Annotated in this window: 13 protein-coding genes and 1 tRNA gene; 10 read left to right on the top strand and 4 right to left on the bottom strand. The window is 44.5% G+C overall.

What is annotated here, in order from left to right; all coding sequences use genetic code 11:
* The first annotated feature begins 264 nt into the window (after positions 1 to 264).
* On the top strand, positions 265 to 1416 hold the full coding sequence (locus G8O23_RS09610) for an ATP-binding protein (RefSeq protein WP_166364197.1): 1152 nt from the start codon (positions 265 to 267) through the stop codon (positions 1414 to 1416).
* Positions 1417 to 1744: 328 nt separating this feature from the next.
* A complete protein-coding gene (locus tag G8O23_RS09615) occupies positions 1745 to 2962 on the top strand; it encodes an ATP-binding protein (RefSeq protein ID WP_166364199.1) in 1218 nt (405 codons plus the stop codon).
* 720 nt (positions 2963 to 3682) lie between these two features.
* Here G8O23_RS09615 and G8O23_RS09620 read toward each other — a convergent pair.
* Together G8O23_RS09620 and G8O23_RS09625 are read right to left on the bottom strand one after the other, a co-directional pair.
* On the bottom strand, positions 3683 to 3991 hold the full coding sequence (locus G8O23_RS09620; protein WP_166364201.1) for a type II toxin-antitoxin system RelE/ParE family toxin: 309 nt from the start codon (positions 3989 to 3991) through the stop codon (positions 3683 to 3685).
* Positions 3982 to 4224, bottom strand: coding sequence for a hypothetical protein (locus G8O23_RS09625; protein WP_166364203.1), 243 nt, complete (start codon positions 4222 to 4224; stop codon positions 3982 to 3984). Before G8O23_RS09625 ends, G8O23_RS09620 begins: the two co-directional genes overlap by 10 nt.
* A gap of 571 nt (positions 4225 to 4795) precedes the next feature.
* Here G8O23_RS09625 and G8O23_RS09630 point away from each other — a divergent pair.
* The 7 genes from G8O23_RS09630 to G8O23_RS09660 all read left to right on the top strand — a co-directional run bounded on the left by G8O23_RS09630 (position 4796) and on the right by G8O23_RS09660 (position 13197).
* Positions 4796 to 5941, top strand: a complete 1146-nt coding sequence (locus tag G8O23_RS09630; protein WP_166364205.1) for an ATP-binding protein — start codon at positions 4796 to 4798, stop codon at positions 5939 to 5941.
* A gap of 91 nt (positions 5942 to 6032) precedes the next feature.
* Positions 6033 to 6326 carry a hypothetical protein gene (locus tag G8O23_RS09635; RefSeq protein WP_166364207.1) on the top strand — a complete coding sequence of 98 codons (294 nt, stop codon included), beginning with the start codon at positions 6033 to 6035 and terminating at the stop codon, positions 6324 to 6326.
* Between the two features lie 214 nt (positions 6327 to 6540).
* Complete coding sequence (locus G8O23_RS09640) at positions 6541 to 7695, top strand: ATP-binding protein (RefSeq protein WP_166364209.1); 1155 nt, start codon at positions 6541 to 6543, stop codon at positions 7693 to 7695.
* Positions 7696 to 7746: 51 nt separating this feature from the next.
* Positions 7747 to 7950, top strand: coding sequence for a hypothetical protein (locus G8O23_RS09645; RefSeq protein ID WP_166364211.1), 204 nt, complete (start codon positions 7747 to 7749; stop codon positions 7948 to 7950).
* A 140-nt stretch (positions 7951 to 8090) separates the two neighbouring features.
* Positions 8091 to 9245: an ATP-binding protein gene (locus G8O23_RS09650; protein WP_166364213.1), complete on the top strand. Its 1155-nt coding sequence runs from the start codon at positions 8091 to 8093 to the stop codon at positions 9243 to 9245.
* Between the two features lie 268 nt (positions 9246 to 9513).
* A complete protein-coding gene (locus G8O23_RS09655) occupies positions 9514 to 11193 on the top strand; it encodes a capsule assembly Wzi family protein (RefSeq protein WP_166364215.1) in 1680 nt (559 codons plus the stop codon).
* Positions 11194 to 12405: 1212 nt separating this feature from the next.
* Positions 12406 to 13197, top strand: coding sequence for a M48 family metallopeptidase (locus G8O23_RS09660; protein WP_166364217.1), 792 nt, complete (start codon positions 12406 to 12408; stop codon positions 13195 to 13197).
* 463 nt (positions 13198 to 13660) lie between these two features.
* Here the strand turns inward: G8O23_RS09660 and G8O23_RS09665 are convergent, their stop codons facing one another.
* The gene (locus G8O23_RS09665; RefSeq protein WP_166364219.1) at positions 13661 to 18274 is read right to left on the bottom strand and encodes an ATP-binding cassette domain-containing protein; all 4614 of its coding nucleotides are present in this window, start codon (positions 18272 to 18274) and stop codon (positions 13661 to 13663) included.
* Between the two features lie 259 nt (positions 18275 to 18533).
* A tRNA-Ile gene (locus tag G8O23_RS09670) sits at positions 18534 to 18607 on the bottom strand.
* A 206-nt stretch (positions 18608 to 18813) separates the two neighbouring features.
* Here G8O23_RS09670 and G8O23_RS09675 point away from each other — a divergent pair.
* Positions 18814 to 19464, top strand: a complete 651-nt coding sequence (locus G8O23_RS09675) for an HAD family hydrolase (RefSeq protein ID WP_166364221.1) — start codon at positions 18814 to 18816, stop codon at positions 19462 to 19464.
* Position 19465: the final 1 nt, after the last annotated feature.

Genomic DNA, 19465 nt, shown 5'->3' on the forward strand with positions numbered 1-19465 from the left:
TTCGCCTGAAGAGTCCCATAATTTTAAAGTTTTTTGTCGAACTCAAAAATAGGGGATTCTGAGGGCATTTTTAAATTTCGTACTTTCGGATGCTAGTGAACCATCTATACAAAAGTCCGATTGATAGGGGGCTAAACCATTACAAAATACCTAGTCGGACCCTAGTGATAATCATCCTACAACTAGAATAGAGCCTTTGTTCTTAAAGCATTATTGTCTATATTTGCATTGCTGTTGCAAATTTATCCACTCAAATTTTGGTTAATGTTTATTAAAAGGGATATAGCGGCATTGATTGAGGAGTACCTAGAGTATTTCCCGGTGGTTTGTGTAACTGGCCCTCGGCAGTCGGGTAAAACTACGCTGGTTCGCAAAATGTTTCCCGACTATCATTACTTCTCCTTTGAGGATCCTGACCATAAGCTGTTATTTAACAACGATCCAAAGGGCTTTTTAGAGTCGGTAAAGCAAGGCGCAATACTTGATGAAGCTCAGAAAGCACCTGAAATTTTTTCGTATTTGCAGGGAATAATCGATGAACCCAACTATAATGGTAAATTCATTATTTCGGGATCACAAAACTTTCTATTACTTAAAAATGTAACTCAAACCCTTGCCGGAAGAGCAGGAATAGTGAATGTCCTACCTTTTTCGGTGGCTGAAATCGGTAAGGAATTTTCACTCGATGCCAATACTAGAATACTACAGGGCTTATATCCCCGAGTATTATCAAAAAATATACCCCCAGAGCTTTTCTATCCAAACTATATTCAAACATTTATTGAGCGAGACATAATAGATGTTAGAAGCATTACCGATAAAACGGCATTCTACCGATTTATTAAACTTTGCGCGGCAAGGTGCGGCCAAATACTTAACTACTCACAGCTCGCTCTCGATTGTGGAATTGCGGTAAATACAGCTAAAGCATGGTTATCGCTGCTCGAAAGTTCTTTCATCGTATTTCTTTTGCCACCCTACTTTGTTAATATTTCAAAGCAACTTGTTAAAAGCCCAAAGCTATACTTCTATGATGTTGGTCTTGTTTCCGCATTGTTGCAAATCAAAACTACCGATCAGTTGAAACATCATGCAATGTATGGTGCACTGTTCGAAAACCTCCTTGTAGCGGAAATGATGAAGCTTGCTGCATTATCCAAGGGGGCTATGATGAATTACTTTTTGAGGGATAAAACAGGGCATGAGATCGACCTACTGGTAAAAGGGAGCAAAACATCGTTTGTTGAGATTAAATCGGGCCATACCATAAAGGATGAACACATGAAAAACCTGTTATACTATGCGGGTATTATTACCCACGATGATAAATACATACTACACCAAGGCCAAAGTAATCTTAAAGTAAAGGGAATAAATATTCTAAATTGGATAGGTTTATTAGATATTGATTGGTAAACTAGTTCCAGTTCGTTCCTCATTAGGTTTTTTCGTCAGAAATAAAATTACCAAACCCTGAGCATTATCAGTGAGTCCTACTTCGATATGGATTTCGACCAGTTTTTCTACCTAACCGATAGGGCGATTATGCGAGAGGAAACGAGAGGGGTTAGAGCGAAAAGCGAGATCATCGCACATACGAAAAAACTAACCGATGAGGCGATAAGGCGAAGGGCAAAACGCACACCTCCACCCATAAATTTCCTAAGCAGATAAAAAAATTATGCGAAATGTAATGCATTACAAAACAAATGGCTAAATTTGTGTAATGCAATTCTAAAATGCTATGGAAAACCTATATGAACAAAGCCAACAGTTTATTTATAAACAAGAAAGCAAGAAGTACAGGAGCCTGTACTCGCAAATAGATTGGAGTAATAGGCTGATAGAGGTAAATGGTGCCAGAGGAGTAGGAAAAACTACCCTTTTGCTGCAGAGAGCCAAGGAGGTTCTTTCTGGCAATTCGCGGGAAGTGCTGTATGCTTCGCTTGATGATCCTTACTTTTACAGCAATAGCATTGTTGATACCGCCGAAATGTTTGTTAAGTACGGGGGAAGCTTCCTGTTTCTTGATGAGGTACACAAGTACCCACCAAAGCAAAGGGATTACGACTGGAGTGCTGAGCTCAAGGTTATATACGATCGATACCCCGAGCTCCAGATTGTTTACTCTGGGTCGTCGTTGTTGCAACTATACAAGGGGAGTGGTGACCTTAGCCGTCGTAAATGCAACTATAACCTGCCAGGGCTTTCGTTTCGTGAGTTTGTTAACTGGTACCATGATCAGACCTTTGAAGTTTTTTCGTTAGCCTCCATTCTGAATAGCCACGAAGGCATAGCAAAAGATATTGTTGCCCAAGTAAAGATTTTGCCACTTTTCCAAAACTACCTTAGGTTTGGCTACTATCCATATTACCATGAGGCCCCAAATCATTTCTATAAGCGATTGAAGGACACCATCACCGTAGTCCTCGAACAGGATATTCCTGCTGTAGCATCATTCTCTACAGAGAGCAGTATTAAACTTAAAAAATTATTGGCGGCTCTTAGTATTACTGTTCCCTATACCCCCAACCTCTCTAATCTCCGATCGGAGCTATTTATAGCAGATCAACGCACGCTTCTAAAATACTTAAATGCACTTGAAATTGCGGAGCTTATTGCCACCCTAGATAGAGAGGTCAAAGGAATAAAAACGCTACAAAAACCAGAAAAAATATACTTGAATAATACAAATCTTGCCCATTGCTTGGTGCAAGGCATGCCTAATATTGGAACAATAAGAGAAACATTCTTTTTGAACCAACTAAGAAGTCTGCATAAGGTAAGCTATACCAAATCGGGTGATTTTCTCGTCAACTCTTCTCTTAGTTTCGAGGTGGGAGGGAAAAGTAAAACGAGCCAGCAGGTGAAGCATATCGAAGGGGCGTCGCTAGCATTGGATGATATTGAGATTGGGTTTGGCAATCGCATCCCTTTATGGCTTTTCGGTTTTTTGTATTAGTCGGCTAGTATTACCTCAGTAGTACTATCGCCTATCAGAGCACGATGCAAGAATCTAATGAAAACCTACGACTACCAAACCCTAGGCATTATTGGCGAGCCCTACTTCGATATGGATTTCGACCAGTTTTTCTATCTAACCGATCTCATTTAGACTTGGCTCTTCCACAATGGGCCACAGTGCTTTGCCTTGAGCAGTTCGACAGGTGGTCAGTGAGTTTATCGAACTGCTCACTGTAACGCCTGTCGAAAGGTAACTCAGCGGGAACAGAGTGTAACACTCCCGCCATAGAGCGGCGGGACAGGTTGTGGAATTAAGAGCTGGTGTTGCAAAATGTGAAGAATTTGGTTAAGAGGGTTTTAGTTGTAGCTAACCGATGAAGTATAGCTTAAGTTTGAGGGCTTTAGCGGCGCATCTGTTATGCGAAGTTATTATATTCCTCTGCTGAAGCAAGATCTTTTGATATACAAACATAACGCTCCCAATTCTCCTCAATAGTTCTACTCTGAGATAGAGCTGAACATATGTATATCTGCGGTTGGGGTGTGGTCTCGTCTCGTCTCGTCAAAGTTTTGACGAGACGAGAGGAGTACGAAGCTGTGACTTCATCATTTTGCATTGAACATTCCTGCGACCGTTGTCTGATCGTGTAACTCATTCACCCAAAACTTGTCCCGCCGCTCTCTGTCGGGATTGGATACACCCCGTGTTGGGGGCTGGCTATATTATCTTCATTTTCTCGGGATTCTGACGACAATCGAACACAGATGCAATTGTAATTGTTTCATTTTCTTGCCAATAAATAATTTTATAGTTACTTTCTACAAGATATCGAAAGTCTTCTGACATTTCACTTAGAAGTTCTTCTTTGGGTCCAGACACTGGATTTTTAAGTAAAATCTCAACCCTATCAACAATCTTATTTACAATATTCTTAGCAATACTTGGACTGGCTTTAATAGAGTAGTAATCAAAAATATAATTTAATTGTTTTGTTGATAATTCAGACCATTCAATTTTTACTTCCATGATTTGATTCTCTTCTTTAATTCTTCATGCGAAATAACCCGACCGTTTGCTTTGTCTTGTTTTGCTTGGTCAATCATTTCATGGAAATCATTCAAAGACATAGGTTTTAATTCCCTATCATATTGTTTCTTTTTCTCAATTCTAATAAAAGATTCTAGTTTCTCAATGATACTCTCATCTGAGATTCTTAAAAATTCTTCTATTAGATTCAGTTTTCTTGCTTGTATGTTCATTTCTTCAATCTTTACTATCTACAAATATAACGAGTTTCGATTGAAAGTGTTTGGGTTGGTCGTCTTTTTTTAGCTTGCCCCCAACTATCATTTATATCTACTATTCTACGCGCACCACTCCTCTACTCTCACCCTTCAAATCCAAAAACACCCACCCCACCAATTACTCTTCACGCCAACGCAAATGAGATAAGCTAATCCTCACCCTCGCACTGTGTCTCGGATCTCGTCAAAAAAGATGACGAGATCCGAGATCAACGCATCAACATTGCCACCACTAGAGCAACTCGGCAGTGCCGTGGCTAAAGGAGTTGTTTTGGCAAAACACTAGAACCTATTAAAGAAGGCTTAAATTTATATTAGATAGCCACTCACATTAAGATGTGCGAAACAACTAACCACCGTGTAACTCAGTGTATGACATAGTGTAACTCAGTGGAATTAAGAGTTGGTATTGCAGAACGTGAAAAATTTGGTTAAGAGGGTAATTGCTGCAAAAAAACGATGAGCGCAAATAGATTATAAAATTTAATATGTATATTTGCAGTTCTAATGCATAATAGCATATTGTATGTACATTAAAAGAGAGATTCAGCCACATCTAGAGAAAATGCTGGGTCAATTCCCCGTTCTTTCTCTCACAGGGCCAAGGCAATCGGGCAAAACCACGCTCCTGCTTAACGCCTTTCCAAGCTATAAGTACTACAATTTGGAAAGGGTGGATTATCGTCAGCTTATTATGGAAGACCCTTTAGGCTTCCTAAAAAGCAATGGGCCAGGTATTATTTTTGATGAGGCTCAGAATCTTCCCGAGCTATTTAGCTACATTCAGGTAGTTTCCGATGAGAGTGGTGCGGCTGGGCAGTATGTGCTATCGGGTTCTCAAAGTTTTCTAATGAACCAGCACATTTCGCAATCACTAGCAGGCAGGGTTTACATTAGCCATCTGTTGCCTTTTTGCTTCAGCGAGGTAGGTGTATCAGCTGACCTGTTCAGCTCCATTCACAACGGTTTTTACCCGCGTTTAGTGGAAAAGGGAATTAATCCCACCGATTTTTACCCATCGTACTTGCATACATATGTAGAAAGGGATATAAGATCGTTAAAGGCAATTGAGGATTTAAATACATTCACAAGGTTTCTATCTTTATGCGCCGGAAGGGTTGGTCAGGTACTTAACCTCACCTCGCTTGCCAACGACGTGGGTGTTGCCGTAAATACAGTAAAGTCGTGGATATCATTGCTTGAGGCAAGCTACATTATTTTTTTACTGCAACCCTACCATAACAATTTTAGCAAAAGGATAATAAAATCACCAAAGCTTTACTTTACCGATACTGGTGTTGTCTGCTCTTTGCTGCGCCTAGAAAGTCCAGAGATGTTGAAAACACATTACCTATATGGATCACTTTTCGAGAATTTGGTAATTAGCGACATCCGCAAACAGCTCTATAACCTTGGAAAGGAACCAAATATATACTATTGGCGCGAAAGTAATGGTACCGAGATTGATTGCATCCTTGAACTTAGCGCCACAAACCGTATGGCCATTGAAATAAAGGCAGGTCAAACTTTTAGCAAAGATTACTTCAAGAATTTAAAAAATTATCCTGATAATACAGCAAAGAAAGTTGTTGTTTACGCTGGCGAGGAATCTATTAGCACGGGGGGTTTTTCATTGATACCGTGGTCCAAACTCACCAATATTGTTGATTAGGGTTTAACAAAGCAGAGTCCACCATAGAAAAAACCAGCTTAAGGAAAAACGACTACAGCCCCTGGGCGTAATTGGCGAGTCCTACTTCGATATGGTTTTCAACCAGTTCTTCTACCTTACCGACACCGCCCGCCGCTGGGATGGCTGGCGCACTAGCGTGCGGGATAGGGTTCCCCAGCAGGAGCGTTGGATTAAAGAGGGTCTGGTTTTTAAAACCACAAGCAATATTATTAAAGCTGCCATTTGCGGAAAACTTCCCCCTCAAATAATGATTACCGTTCACCCCCAGCGCTGGAGCAGTTCGGCTGCGCCGCGGGTAAAGGAGTTAGTGTTGCAGAACGTGAAGAATTTGGTTAAGCGGATTTTAATTGTTGGGTATAGATAGCAATTCATATTTAGTCTGGTTCCTCGAGAACGAGCCCGCCTGTGGCAAGATTATGAAGATGCATCCAGATTATCAGTATAATTTTAAATGAGTTAAGAACTAAGAGTTAAGCTATACCCACTACTCATCGCTTAAATCTCACTACTTCCGGTTCACCGCTAAATAAATGGCGTTTTGCGGATTGTGATTCCATATATTTCCATATATTTGCTGTATGATAACAAGAATCGCTTTACATAGGCTTAGGCATCTATCCTCAATGTTCAAAGTTGTTGCCATTACCGGGCCGCGGCAATCGGGTAAGACAACGCTGGTAAAAGTCGCTTTCCCTAACAAACCATACATTACATTGGAGAATCCCGACACCAGAAGGTTTTCAATTGATGATCCCCGTGGTTTTTTATTGCAATTTCCCGAGGGCGCTATCTTAGACGAAATACAGCGAAGTCCTCTTTTGTTTTCATATTTACAGGAAATTGTAGATAACAATACAATGCCCGGTCAGTTTGTACTAACTGGTTCAAACAACTTTTTGCTCAACGAACAGATTAATCAATCTTTAGCCGGTAGGGTTGGATTCTTAAACCTTTTTCCCTTTTCACTTGCAGAGATTAAAGCATATGATTTACCTTATTCTGAGAATGATTACATAATCAATGGGTTTTATCCACCTGTTTACGACCAGAATATCAGCATTAAGGAATGGATGCCCAGCTATATTAGAACGTATATCGAAAGAGATGTTAGGCAAATAAAAAATGTAACGGATTTGCTTGTTTTCGAAAAGTTTATGAGGCTACTAGCAGGGCGAGCCGCTCAGGAGCTTAACTATACATCCCTTGCGGTTGAGGTTGGGGTAGATGTGAAAACAATACAATCGTGGCTAAGTATTCTGGTAAGTAACTTTATTGTGTACTTACTCCCTCCCTTCTATAAAAACTATAATAAAACAGTTGTTAAACGGCCAAAACTTTTCTTTTACGACACCTCCCTAGCGTGTTCATTGCTTGGCATCCATAAGGTTGAACATCTGCAATCCCATCCGCTAAGGGGTCCTTTGTTCGAATGTCTTGTAGTTTCAGAAATAATCAAACAAAAGAATAATTCAGGCAGTACAGAATCCCTCTACTTCTGGAGAGATAAAACGGGTCGGGAAATTGATCTGGTAATAGACAAAACCACTTCCTTTATTCCTTTAGAGATTAAATCGGGTAAAACCATACACGATGACTTTTTTAAAAACTTAAGGTACTGGCTAAAGCTTACGGGAGAGAAACAGGGGAAGCTTATTTATGCTGGAGCCGAAAACCAGAAGCGTTCGGAAGGCATTGAGGTTATCAGCTGGGGGGAAATATCGCTTTTCGATTAACTTCAACATAACACTCTAAGCCAGAATCGAGAGGCAGGATCGAGAAGCCCATTGTCAAAATACGATAGTAAGGATCTATGTAAATACTACATCTACATGGGGTTAGGCATTATTGGCGAGCCCTACTTCGGTATGGATTTCGACCAGTTCTTCTACCTTACTGACACCGGCCGCCGCTGGGATGTTACCTTGGAGGAGCACATTGAGCGCAGGGCAAGTGAAGGTTTGACTGTCGCTGAGCCTGCGTTGCACTGAGCGTGTCGAAGTGTCGAAATGCAAAGTCAAGCCTTCACTGGTAGCCGATTACAAGTATAATTTTAAATTCACAAACTCGATTTTATTTTTTCTTAGCCTTACAATTCGGGAATTCAATTCCGATATTGTATATTTGTGCTATGGTAAAACGCGATGCAGAGAAAGAGTTGGTAGCGCTGTGTAAGCAGTATAAGGCAGTAGCACTAGTGGGTCCGCGACAATCGGGCAAAACAACACTTGCCCGTAGCGCATTCGCCCATCTTCCCTACGTAAGCCTCGAGAATCCCGACACCAGAAACTTTGCTCTTAACGATCCACGAGCCTTTTTAAAGCAGAACTCATCCGGTGCCATACTCGATGAGGCTCAGCGAGCCCCAGAGCTATTCTCATACCTGCAACAGGTGTTGGACGATAGCCCCGAAACAGGTCGCTTTATCATTACTGGTTCCAACAACTTCCTGCTTCAGGATAACATATCTCAGAGTTTAGCTGGCAGGGTGGCATACCTTTACCTTTTACCATTTACATTGGGTGAAGCGGATTCTACCAACGATATTGACTCCCTGATCCACAAAGGACTTTACCCAGCGATATACGATCGAAGTATTGAACCATCAAAATGGTACGCTAACTACATCAGAACCTATGTGGAGCGCGATGTGAGGCTGATAAAAAATATCACTAATTTAATTGCCTTCGAGAAATTCCTGCGGCTATGTGCGGGTAGGGTAGGCCAATTATTGAATATGAACAGCCTGGCCATCGAGTCGGGAGTCGACGGTAAAACCATAGCCTCTTGGATTGGAGTGCTGGAGAGTAGCTTCATAGTTTTTAGGCTACAGCCTCACCACGTTAGCTTTAATAAGCGCATAGTAAAAATGCCCAAGCTCTATTTCTACGATACGGGGTTGGCCTGCTCCCTGCTGGGTATTGGCTCGCCTCATCAGGTGAGCACTCACTATGCGAAGGGAAGTCTTTTTGAGAACCTCGTAATAGCCGAACTTGTAAAGCATAGGTATAACAAGGGCGAGAATCACAACCTTTTCTTCTGGCGCGATAATATTGGTCACGAGGTTGATATTCTGGCCGATACGCCCAATGGCATACTCCCTATTGAGATTAAAGCAGGGAGCACCATAAATGAAAACTTCTTTAAGGGCATTGAGTTTTGGAAAAAACTAACGGGCAGTAATAGGGGTATTGTTGTTTTTGCTGGCGATACTAAACAGGAACGGAGCTCGGGCATAAGCATTGTACCCTGGCTTAATTTACGTAGCATTTATGATCTTTTATAAATGGATTTCTACCAGTTTTTCTAACTAACCTATACCGGCCGCCGTTGGGATGGCTGGCGCTCTAGCGTGCACGATAGGGTTCTCCAGCAGGAGCGTTGGAACATACTTGGTCAAACAGGCAGGGATAACAGGTTTTTACGACTCTCGACTTCCAACTTTTGACTTTTGACTTTCCACTTTCCGACATTCAACCTTCCCACCCTCATCCACATAAATAAACAATTTACTACCTTTACAGTTACCTATAAAATCGATACACTAGACATTGATGAGACGAATTGCATACACACTCACCCTTATAATAACGGGTTTAACCCTACACGCACAGGTGGCATACCAGCATGTTAGCGATAGGGATATCTACAATTTCCTCGATGAGCTAGCCAGCATACACGTTATCTGTATCAACTCAACCGTGAAACCCTACCCCCGCACCACCATTGCAGGGTACCTGCAAAAGGCCAGCGAACAATCGCAAATGCTTAGCCGCTCGCAGAGGGCACGCCTGAGTCATTATATGGAGGAATACCAGATGGAGCTGGGCGAACTGAAGGAGGGCGAATGGCAGCTATTTAAGCGCGACTCATCCGTGTCGGTTCATTTCCTTCCCCCTGAGGTGGCCTACAGGGACTCGTTCTTTAGGGCGCTCATGCGCCCCGTTTATGGCTTTCGCTACTTCTCAGGCGGAGAAAGGGACTTCTGGGTATCGTACGGAGGGGCCGAAGCCATTTCGTACATGGGCGATACCTGGTCGGTTTACGCCAGTCTTCGCGACAACTACCAGGCGGGTGAGCGCTTGGCGCAACCGTCGTTCCTAACGCAGGAGCTGGGTGGAACATACAAGGCGCTAACAGGTGGTGGTCCAGGGGGCGAGTTTAGCGAGATGCGAGGTGGTATAACCTGGAGCTGGAACTGGGGATCCTTTGGATTAATAAAAGATCATATGATGTGGGGTGACAACCAGAACGGCAGTAATATCTTCTCGGGGCGCACGCCATCGTTTCCCATGGTAAAGCTGTATTTGAATCCTGCCAAATGGTTAGAGTTTAGCTACTACCACGGCTGGTTGGTATCGGAAGCTATCGATAGCGTTAACTCAATATTCCCAGCCGAGGGAAACGCACGCACCGTTCATAGACGGATGTACATAGCCGCCAATATGTTTACCGTTAAACCACTCGAGCGGCTAAACATCTCCTTTGGTAACTCCATTGTGTATGGCGATATGGATGTGCAGCCCGCTTACCTAATCCCATTCTTCTTCTACAAATCGTTAGTACACACCATTCACTGGGGATCGTCGTTTCAGAATAATGCCATGTTTATCAATATCAGCTCAAGGCAGCTAAAGCACCTGCATCTGTTCGGAACACTTTTTATCGATGAGTTCTCGGTGAAGCGTATCGGCGACCCCACGCGGCACAACTTTAACAGCTACAAGACCGGATTCACGCTGAGCCACTGGCCAATACGTAACGTGGTGCTGGGAGGTGAATACACCTTCACCAACCCCATTACATTTTTGCACGACGAGCCCACAACCAGCTTCTCCTCCAATAAATACAACCTGGGGCACTACCTAAAGGATAATGCCGAGGAGTTTTACGCTACCCTTCGGATATACCCAGCGGGAACACTGCAGCTTTCGGCATCGTACACCTATGCCCGCAAGGGGCATTACTACGAGTATATCCGTGGTATGCGCAATCCGCGGATTGATGAGCTACCTGTGCTTGAGGAGATTACCTGGGATAGCAGTAGCTTGGTATTCGCTGCACAGGTTAATCCGCTTCCAAATATCCGCATCTTTGGTAAGTACACCATTAGCAACGTGCAGGGTTACGATGTGGATGGCCGCACCGCCCAGCAGTACCTCAACATGTTCTCGGCACCCTACCTACACGGCAAAAACAACATTTTTGAGATGGGATTTGGAATGGGATTTTAAGGTTTGGTTTAGCATCATTCCTTCGATCCTTAAACCCAAAGACACTAAGCCACAAATTTAATCTAGATTGACTTGATTGTAGCCTTCTGTCTATGTCTTCGGTCTTTGGTCTTCGGTCAATCTTATAGTTGGCAGTTGACAAAAAATGCAGCTGGCAATGGTTTACCATCGTAACTTGTTTAAAACCCGACGCTGCCAGCTTGCCTGCCCTTTGGTTGGTTTACCTGCCCTTGGGAGGGACATACGAATCCTGCCTACCGCTTACTGAATACTGATTACTGATTACTGATCACTGATTACTGTTTACCGCTCACTGATTACTGATCACCGCTCACGGATCACTTTCCTCCGTCGTTATACTTCGCCTCCCGAGACAAGCCGAGGCAGGCGTCTTCTGTCACCCGACTCCTGTCTCCTGTCTTCGGTCTTTGGTCTTCGGTCTTCTGTCTCCTGTCTCCGGTCTTCGGTCAATCTTATAGTTGGCAGTTGACAAAAAATGCAGTTGGCAATGGTTTACCATCGTAACTTGTTTAAAACCCGACGCTGCCAGCTTGCCTGCCCTTGGGAGGGACATACGAATCCTGCCTACCGCTTACTGAATACTGATTACTGATCACTGATTACCATTTACCGCTCACCACTCAATGCCTACCGCTTACTGAATACTGATCACTGATCACTGATTACCGTTTACCGCCCACTGATTACTGATCACCGCACACGGATCACTTTCCTCCATCGTTATGCTTCGCCTCCCGAGACAAGCCGAGGCAGGCGTCTTCTGTCACCCGACTCCTGTCTCCTGTCTTCGGTCTTTGGTCTCCTGTCTTCGGTCTTCTGTCTCCGGTCTTCTGACTTTCGACCCTGCGGCAAGAGGTTAGTAAGCCTGTCGAACTACTCAGCGCATGCTTTCGCTTTCCACTGTAGGCACTTTATAAAAAAAACATTTTAACCTCAACTTTTGGGCTAGTTTTCGCCATACATCCACTAAAAAACGCTGTCATGCCCTACGGACAATGACAGGTTTTTCCCTCTTCGGTCTCCCTATTTCTGACTTTCCAACTTTCGACTTTCTGACTTTCCAACTTTCGACTTTCCGACTTTCCAACTTTCGACTTTCCGACTTTTGACTTTCGACCCTTCGGATTTCAACTAAAATAAACATTTTCCGTACCTTTGCGTACAAACAACAACCATCAAACTAACAAGATTATGAAAAGGATTCTGCTACTACTCTTTCCCGCCATTGTGCTGTTGGTTACAAGTTGCGACGACGGAAGGGTTAACTTTTTCACCCTTGATGACGATATCGCTTTTGGGCAGCAGCTCGACTCCACCATCATGGCCGACCCCACCACCTATCCCATCCTCGATGAGGATGAGTACCCCGAGGCATACGATCACATCAACAGAATTCTTAACAACATATTACAGTCCGATGATCTGCGCTATCCCACCACATTTCCATGGACCGTTAAAATAATCGATGAGGATATTCTTAACGCATTTGCTGCACCTGGCGGATATATGTACTTCTACACCGGCCTTATAAAATTTCTCGATAACGAGGCACAGTTTGCGGGTGTTATGGCTCATGAGATTGCCCATGCCGACCGTAGGCACTCCACGGCCATGCTTACCAAACAGTACGGATTTAGCGTTTTAGCAAGCATTATCCTGGGCGATAACCCAACCATTCTAGAGGAGATCGTTGTTTCTCTGGCCCAAGGCCTTGGCTCGCTTAAGTATAGCCGTGATAACGAGTACGAAGCCGACGAGTATGCAGTGAAATATCTTTGCGATACCGAGTATCATCCTAGGGAACTGGCTGGATTCTTCGAGAAGATGGAGGGCGCACCACAGCCCCCCGAATTTTTAAGTACACACCCCTCACCCGAGAACAGGATTGAGGCCATTGAGGCGGCTTGGCAGGCACAGGGCGGTAAAGATGGAGAACTATTTATTGAGAGATATCAAGAATTCAAGAATAGCCTACCCCAATAATTTACCATTGATTAGGTAGATGATAGTTGTTCCACAAACAGAACTCCCGATTGGTACCATCAGGTACTTTCGGGAGTTTTCTTGTATTCACATCTGTGTTTTATTCATGCATTCCCCGTCTTTCAAATTTTAACGCGAATACACAAAGACGCTAATGCTGGTTAGATAGCCTGACAAGTTTTCCCATCTTCTGACATCTCTCGTCATCCGCCAAAGAACAGCGGTTTACGAGACAGGCGTCTTCTGTCTTCGGACTTCGGTCTTCCGACTTTTCGACTTTCCGACTTATGACTTTTGACTACTTTTAACTCCACACAATCAAATCAATAGTTCTAAATATCCCAAAAAACGCTGTCAGGTTCTACGAACCCTGACAGGTTTTTCCTACTTCCGTCTTCTGACTTCAGACTTTCAGACTTTCAGACTTTTGACTTTCGACTTTCAGACTTTCGACTTTCAACTCTCAGACTTTCGACTTTCTTAACCCCACATAATCCGCCAACGGTTCAACCTCCTGTGAGTCGGCAATTACAATGGTGTGACCCTCGCGTATTAACCTATCGAAAAGTTGAAACAGCTTCTGAGTGTTGGCCCAATCGAGCCCTCGAGTGGGCGAATCGAATAGGATAATGGCCGGCTCACGCTTCAGCCCGGCAATACTCTCGGCCAGCATTAACCTACGCCGCTCGCCGTGCGATAGCGTAGAAATCTCTTGCCCACAGGTTAGGTAACCCAGCCCCACCAACTGAAGCTGCAGCAGCATCTTCTTGCTTTTGGGTGACATAAAACTTGCTCCGTAGATTTCATCCACAGAAACCCTAAGCCATTGGCTTAAGGTTCTACCCTCCACTTGATAGGTTAACCATTCATCCTTATACCTTAGCCCATTGCACTCGGGACACACCTCCTTTACATCGGGTAAAAAATCGAGCGTGGTGGTAACAAAACCCAGCCCTTTACACCTTGGGCACTGCGATTTTTTGCTGTTAAAGCCAAAATCGGCTTCCGCAATTCCCTTCGCAATGGCCTCGGGGGTTACAGCAAAGGCTTTTTTCAAATCATTCATTAGGCCAACTCGGGTAGCTATAGCGCTCTGGCTATTTGCCTGCGGCAGTCGATTTGTTGCTCTTATCAACTTCAGCTCATCCTGATGTTCGCATTCCAAAGCAATTCTACCCAGCAGTTGCGTTTTGCCACTTCCAATTGATCCTGTAATAAGGTTTATGCGCTGTGGATAAATTGTGGCTGATTTAATTTGCGGAATGGGCTCAACACCATGCAGGCTCATCTTTTCTCTCACAAACCTATCCCCCTTGTAAAGAATTCTGGCTGCAACGGGCGATATTTGGCTATCTATGTCCTTTGGATGAATATCAGCAACTATCTTTCCTCCGTCCTCGCCTGCGCTAGGGCCAAGCTCAATAACCCTATCGGCTACGTTAATAATCTCAGGCCGATGGTCGCTAACCAATATTGTGTTTCCCCTCTGCTGTGCCTGCTTAAGTGTATGCACCAGGTGCTCTCGCGATTTGGAATCCATTCCCCAGGTGGGCTCATCGAGTATAATACACATCCCGCTTTGATGCGATGAGAGAACACCCCCCAGCTGAATCCACTTGAGCTCGCCGCTCGATAGCCATGCGGCCGGCCGACCCAACGTAAGGTAACCTAATCCGGCTTTCGATAGAAATTCTAACTTTTCGCGCAGTTGCATCACCAAAGGCTGAGATACTTGCCCGTAAGCAGGTTGTTTGGTCTGCTTCAGCAGCCCATCGATAGGTTGCTCTAAAACCTGGCCAATACTTAATCCATTGAAGGTGTATTTTAGCAACTCGGGTCGCAGCCTGTGTCCTTTGCACTCCGTACAGGGCATATCGGTAAGCAACTCCAGAGCACTCCTACCCTTTGCCGAAGGAAAATGAGTACGATACTCCTCTTCAATCAATTTACACAGCCCATCCCAAGTCCCATCAAACAAGTGGCTCCCCTCGCCTCCCTTGCGTTTAAACTGCCATTGCGCCTTGTACTGCTGGCTGCCAGTACCCCACAGAATCATCCCCCTTTCGCACTCACTTAAATCGTTCCAAGGCTTTTCGGTATCAATCCCATGATGCTGACCCATTGCCTGCAGGAGCCATCGATACTTATTCCTCTCGTCGACAAAAAACTGAACCGTTTTGTGTGATGATAACGCACCATGGAGCAAGGGCCGGTTGGGATTAATTACAACCCTATCGATACTACAACGCTTTATGTGCCCAGTACCCTCGCAAACCTTGCATACCGAATGCTTATTTACTAGCGAAAAGTCGGCAGCCGTAAGCTTTCTGCCATCGGGATTGTTGGCAAAGCGAGCGTAGAGTAACCTCAGCAAATCGTAGATTCCGCTGGCCGAAGCTACGGTCGATTGCACATCGGGCCGAGGAGTATCGGCCTCGATGGCCACCGTGGGCAGCATGCTGAGCACTTTGCCTATCTGACCCGAGGTGTTAAGCCTCATCTGTAGTCGACGAAAACCAGAGATGTTCTCGGTAAAAAGGCGCTGCCCCTCGGCATGCAGGGTTTGCATAAGTAGCGACGTTTTTCCGCTACCCGACACTCCCGTGAAGGCAACCAGCTGCCCAGCATCGATATGCAGGTCGATATGCTTGAGGTTGTTGGTGTAAATATCTTGCAGATGAATTGCTGGCGATGCACTTTTCACCTCAGCATAATTGTATTCTTGTTTCTTACCAATTGCTTGGGTTGTGGGTGAACTATGCGATGTGAAAAACTGCTGAGTGGATCCACAGAAAAGGGATTTTCCCCCATCATTGCCTCCCTCGGGACCAATATCTACAATCCAGTCGGCCGAGGCAATTAGCTGTGTGTCGTGCTCAACCACCACCACGGTATGCCCCTTGGCTGTGAATGCGTGCAGCGCATCAATAAGCTTCTTAATATCCATAGCGTGCAAACCGGTGGTGGGTTCATCGAGCACGTACATACATTGCCCCTTGGGCAATTGGTAGAGTGCGCTGGCCAGCTTCACCCGCTGCGCTTCGCCCCCCGATAGTGTGGTCGACGACTGCCCTAGGTGTAGATACCCCAAGCCCAGCTTTTCCAAAGCCTGTAGGTACGGTAACAAGCTTGGAGTATTTGAAAAATGCTGCAAAGCTTGGTTAACGCTTAGCTCCAACACCTGAGCAATGCTTAATCCCTCCACCATTACCTTGAGCACCTCGGCATTGTACCTTGTGCCACCGCAAACAGAGCAGGGTTGCACCAAATCCTCAAAAATATGCATACCAGTTTTTACAACCCCTGTACCCAGACAGGCTTCGCACTGACCCTGCTTCCCGTTAAACGTAAAGTGACTAGCCGTTAGATTAGCTGATTTAGCATCTGCCGATTGGGCAAATATCTTTCTAAGCACATCGAGAAGCCCAGTGTAGGTTGCGGCATTACTTCGCGATGTGCGACCGATGGGTTTTTGATCGACATGTATTACCTGCTTAAACCCATCAACCTTTAGTAGTCCGTAATTTACCAAAGTGCTCTTGCCAGCACCCGAAACACCTGTTATTACATTTAGTGCACTTCGGGCAAAAGTGAACATTTGATTTTGGATATTATGCTGGTTTTGGATAAAAATATCGAAGGTATCAAAATGCTCCGTTCTACTGCTTAAAAGTTTATGAGGATTGGCAAAGCCATTATTAAGCATCTGTATTGTAGGGCTCTCCAGTGATTTATGGTTAACCATTTGGCTAACCGAACCGCTATATATCAGCTGTCCCCCCTTTGCGCCTGCGCCTGGCCCTAGCTCGATAATGTTCTGTGCGGCACGAATAACCTGCTCGTTATGCTCCACCACAACCACCGTGTTGCCCTGCTTCACCAGCGAGTACATGGTGTCGATTAGGGTATGGGTATCGCGCTGATGCAACCCAATGGAGGGCTCATCGAAAAGGTATAATACCCCAGTTAGTCCACTGTGATTTAGCTGCGCCAAGCGCATTCGGCGGAGTTCACCCTGCGATAGGGTTTCGCTTAGACGATTGCAAGCAATATGGCCAACGCTTAGGCAGCATAGCATATCCAGTCGGCTTGCTATGGTGCTAAGTAAAGCACTTTCGGCCTGCTGAGTTGATTTGTGTAGCTTAATACTCTCGTATAAATCGCGAATGGGAAGCGATTCGTAATCGTAGTAGGTTTGCCCGTTCCAAGTAACCCCAAGCGACTCGCTATTTAATCGATTGCCTTGGCAAGCTGGGCATTCGCGAGCCGACATAAACCTAAGGATATTGTCGTTCCTATCGCGCCGAAGAATATCCTCCATAACGGGAATAATTCCCTTGTAGTAGCCCTCCTCCCTTGGCCGTGCGGTTATGCCTGTCCACTTTAGTCTAGACTCGAGGGAGTGTTTGCCGTAAAGCACTTTCACCTTGTCCGATCCATTAAGGATTATGGCTCTCTGATCGTCACTCAAATCTTTCCAAGGGGTATCAACGCTAAACCCATAGTGTTGGCAAACCTTGTTAAGTTCATCAATAGTTACCTGCGAGTAAATGGTATATCCATTGGGTAGGGTAATAACCAGTGCCCCTTGCCTAAGCGACAAGTTGGGGTTGGCAATCAGTTTGCCGATATCAATAAACTCTTCAATACCCAAGCCCTTACAATGTGGGCACCACCCCTTATCGGAATTGAACGAAAAGGCATTACGGTTTAGGGTCATCCCCTGATCGTTGAAGCGAGAGAACAGCTGGCGCAGCAAGGGCGATATCTCGCTAAATGTACCTGCGGTGGAGCGCCTATTGGCCTGAACCTGCGTTTGACCAACGCTTACCACAGGAAGCATCCCCTCGATGCTAGCCACTTTAGCTGGACGGATTTTACCCAAACGTGAACGGGTATACGACGAGAAGGTTTCGAAGTACATCCTTTGTCCCTCTCGGTTCAGAACATCGTACACCAAGCTACTTTTACCGCTTCCCGAAACGCCAGTAATAACCGTTAGCTTGTTGTGCGGGATGCAGACATCAACACCCTTTAGGTTGTTCTCCTCGGCACCCCGTATAATTATTTGCCCCATAAATATCGAATTGTATAGCAAATATAGGGTTTTGTGGGGGGATTGATAAGTATTATCAGAATAGTAACCTAGATAATATAGCTTGGTTTGTTTGTAGAATGTTTGTATAAAACTAAAAAACGCTTACCTAGTATTTGTAAATGCTTTATTTTATGCGGTCATCACGTCTCGTTAGAAAGTGACGAGACGACCCCCAAGATTATGAGCCTACAAATAAAAAAAGCAGAAAAAGCGCCGATTGGCGCTTTTTCTGCAAATGTGGGCCCAGCTGGGCTTGAACCAGCGACCCCCTGATTATGAGTCAGGTGCTCTAACCAGCTGAGCTATGGGCCCTTATCGGGAAATTAATATTTCTTAGAACTACTTTATTTTTAACCCCTGATTATGAGTCAGGTGCTCTAACCAGCTGAGCCTGCTTGTTGCGAGGCAACCGAGCAGACAGGCTATGGACCCCGACAAAAACCTCAAAAGGTTTTTTTATTGGATTGCAAAAGTACATATTTGTATCCGAATTTTACAACCCTAACATTACTTTTTTTATGTCGAAACCCATTTTTATCCCTTTTGCCAACCAAAACATCAAGAACATTATCTTCGATTTGGGCGGCGTTATTCTAAATATCGATTACCACCTAACCATCGATGCCTATAAAAATCTGGGGATTACAGATTTTGATTCGATGTTCACCCAAGCCCAACAGGTTGGGCTGTTCGATCAGCTGGACAAGGGATTGGTTACCCCAGCACAGTTTCGTGATGGAATCCGCCAAATAAGCAACCCAGCGCTTACCGATAAGCAAATTGACGATGCGTGGAACGCCATGCTGCTCGATTTCCCTCCTCAGCGACTGGATGTGCTAGAAAAAGTAAAGCCACATTACAGTACTTTTCTGCTTAGCAATACCAATGCCATTCATATTGAGGAGTACAACAAGGTTCTGCACAAAACTTTTGGAGTCGATAACCTATCAGTATACTTCGATAAGGAGTACTACTCGCATCTAATACATATGCGCAAACCCGATGCCGAGGCCTTTGAAATCATCCTAAGGGAGAATAACCTTAACCCAAGCGAAACTCTTTTTATTGACGATACCCAACAGCACGTTGAGGGAGCGAGAAAATTAGGTATCTTAGCTCATCATTTAAACATCCCTGCTGGGGAGTGCATCGAAAAACTTTTCACATAAT

The sequence above is a fragment of the Perlabentimonas gracilis genome (assembly GCF_011174675.1).
GTDB lineage: Bacteria > Bacteroidota > Bacteroidia > Bacteroidales > Tenuifilaceae > Perlabentimonas > Perlabentimonas gracilis.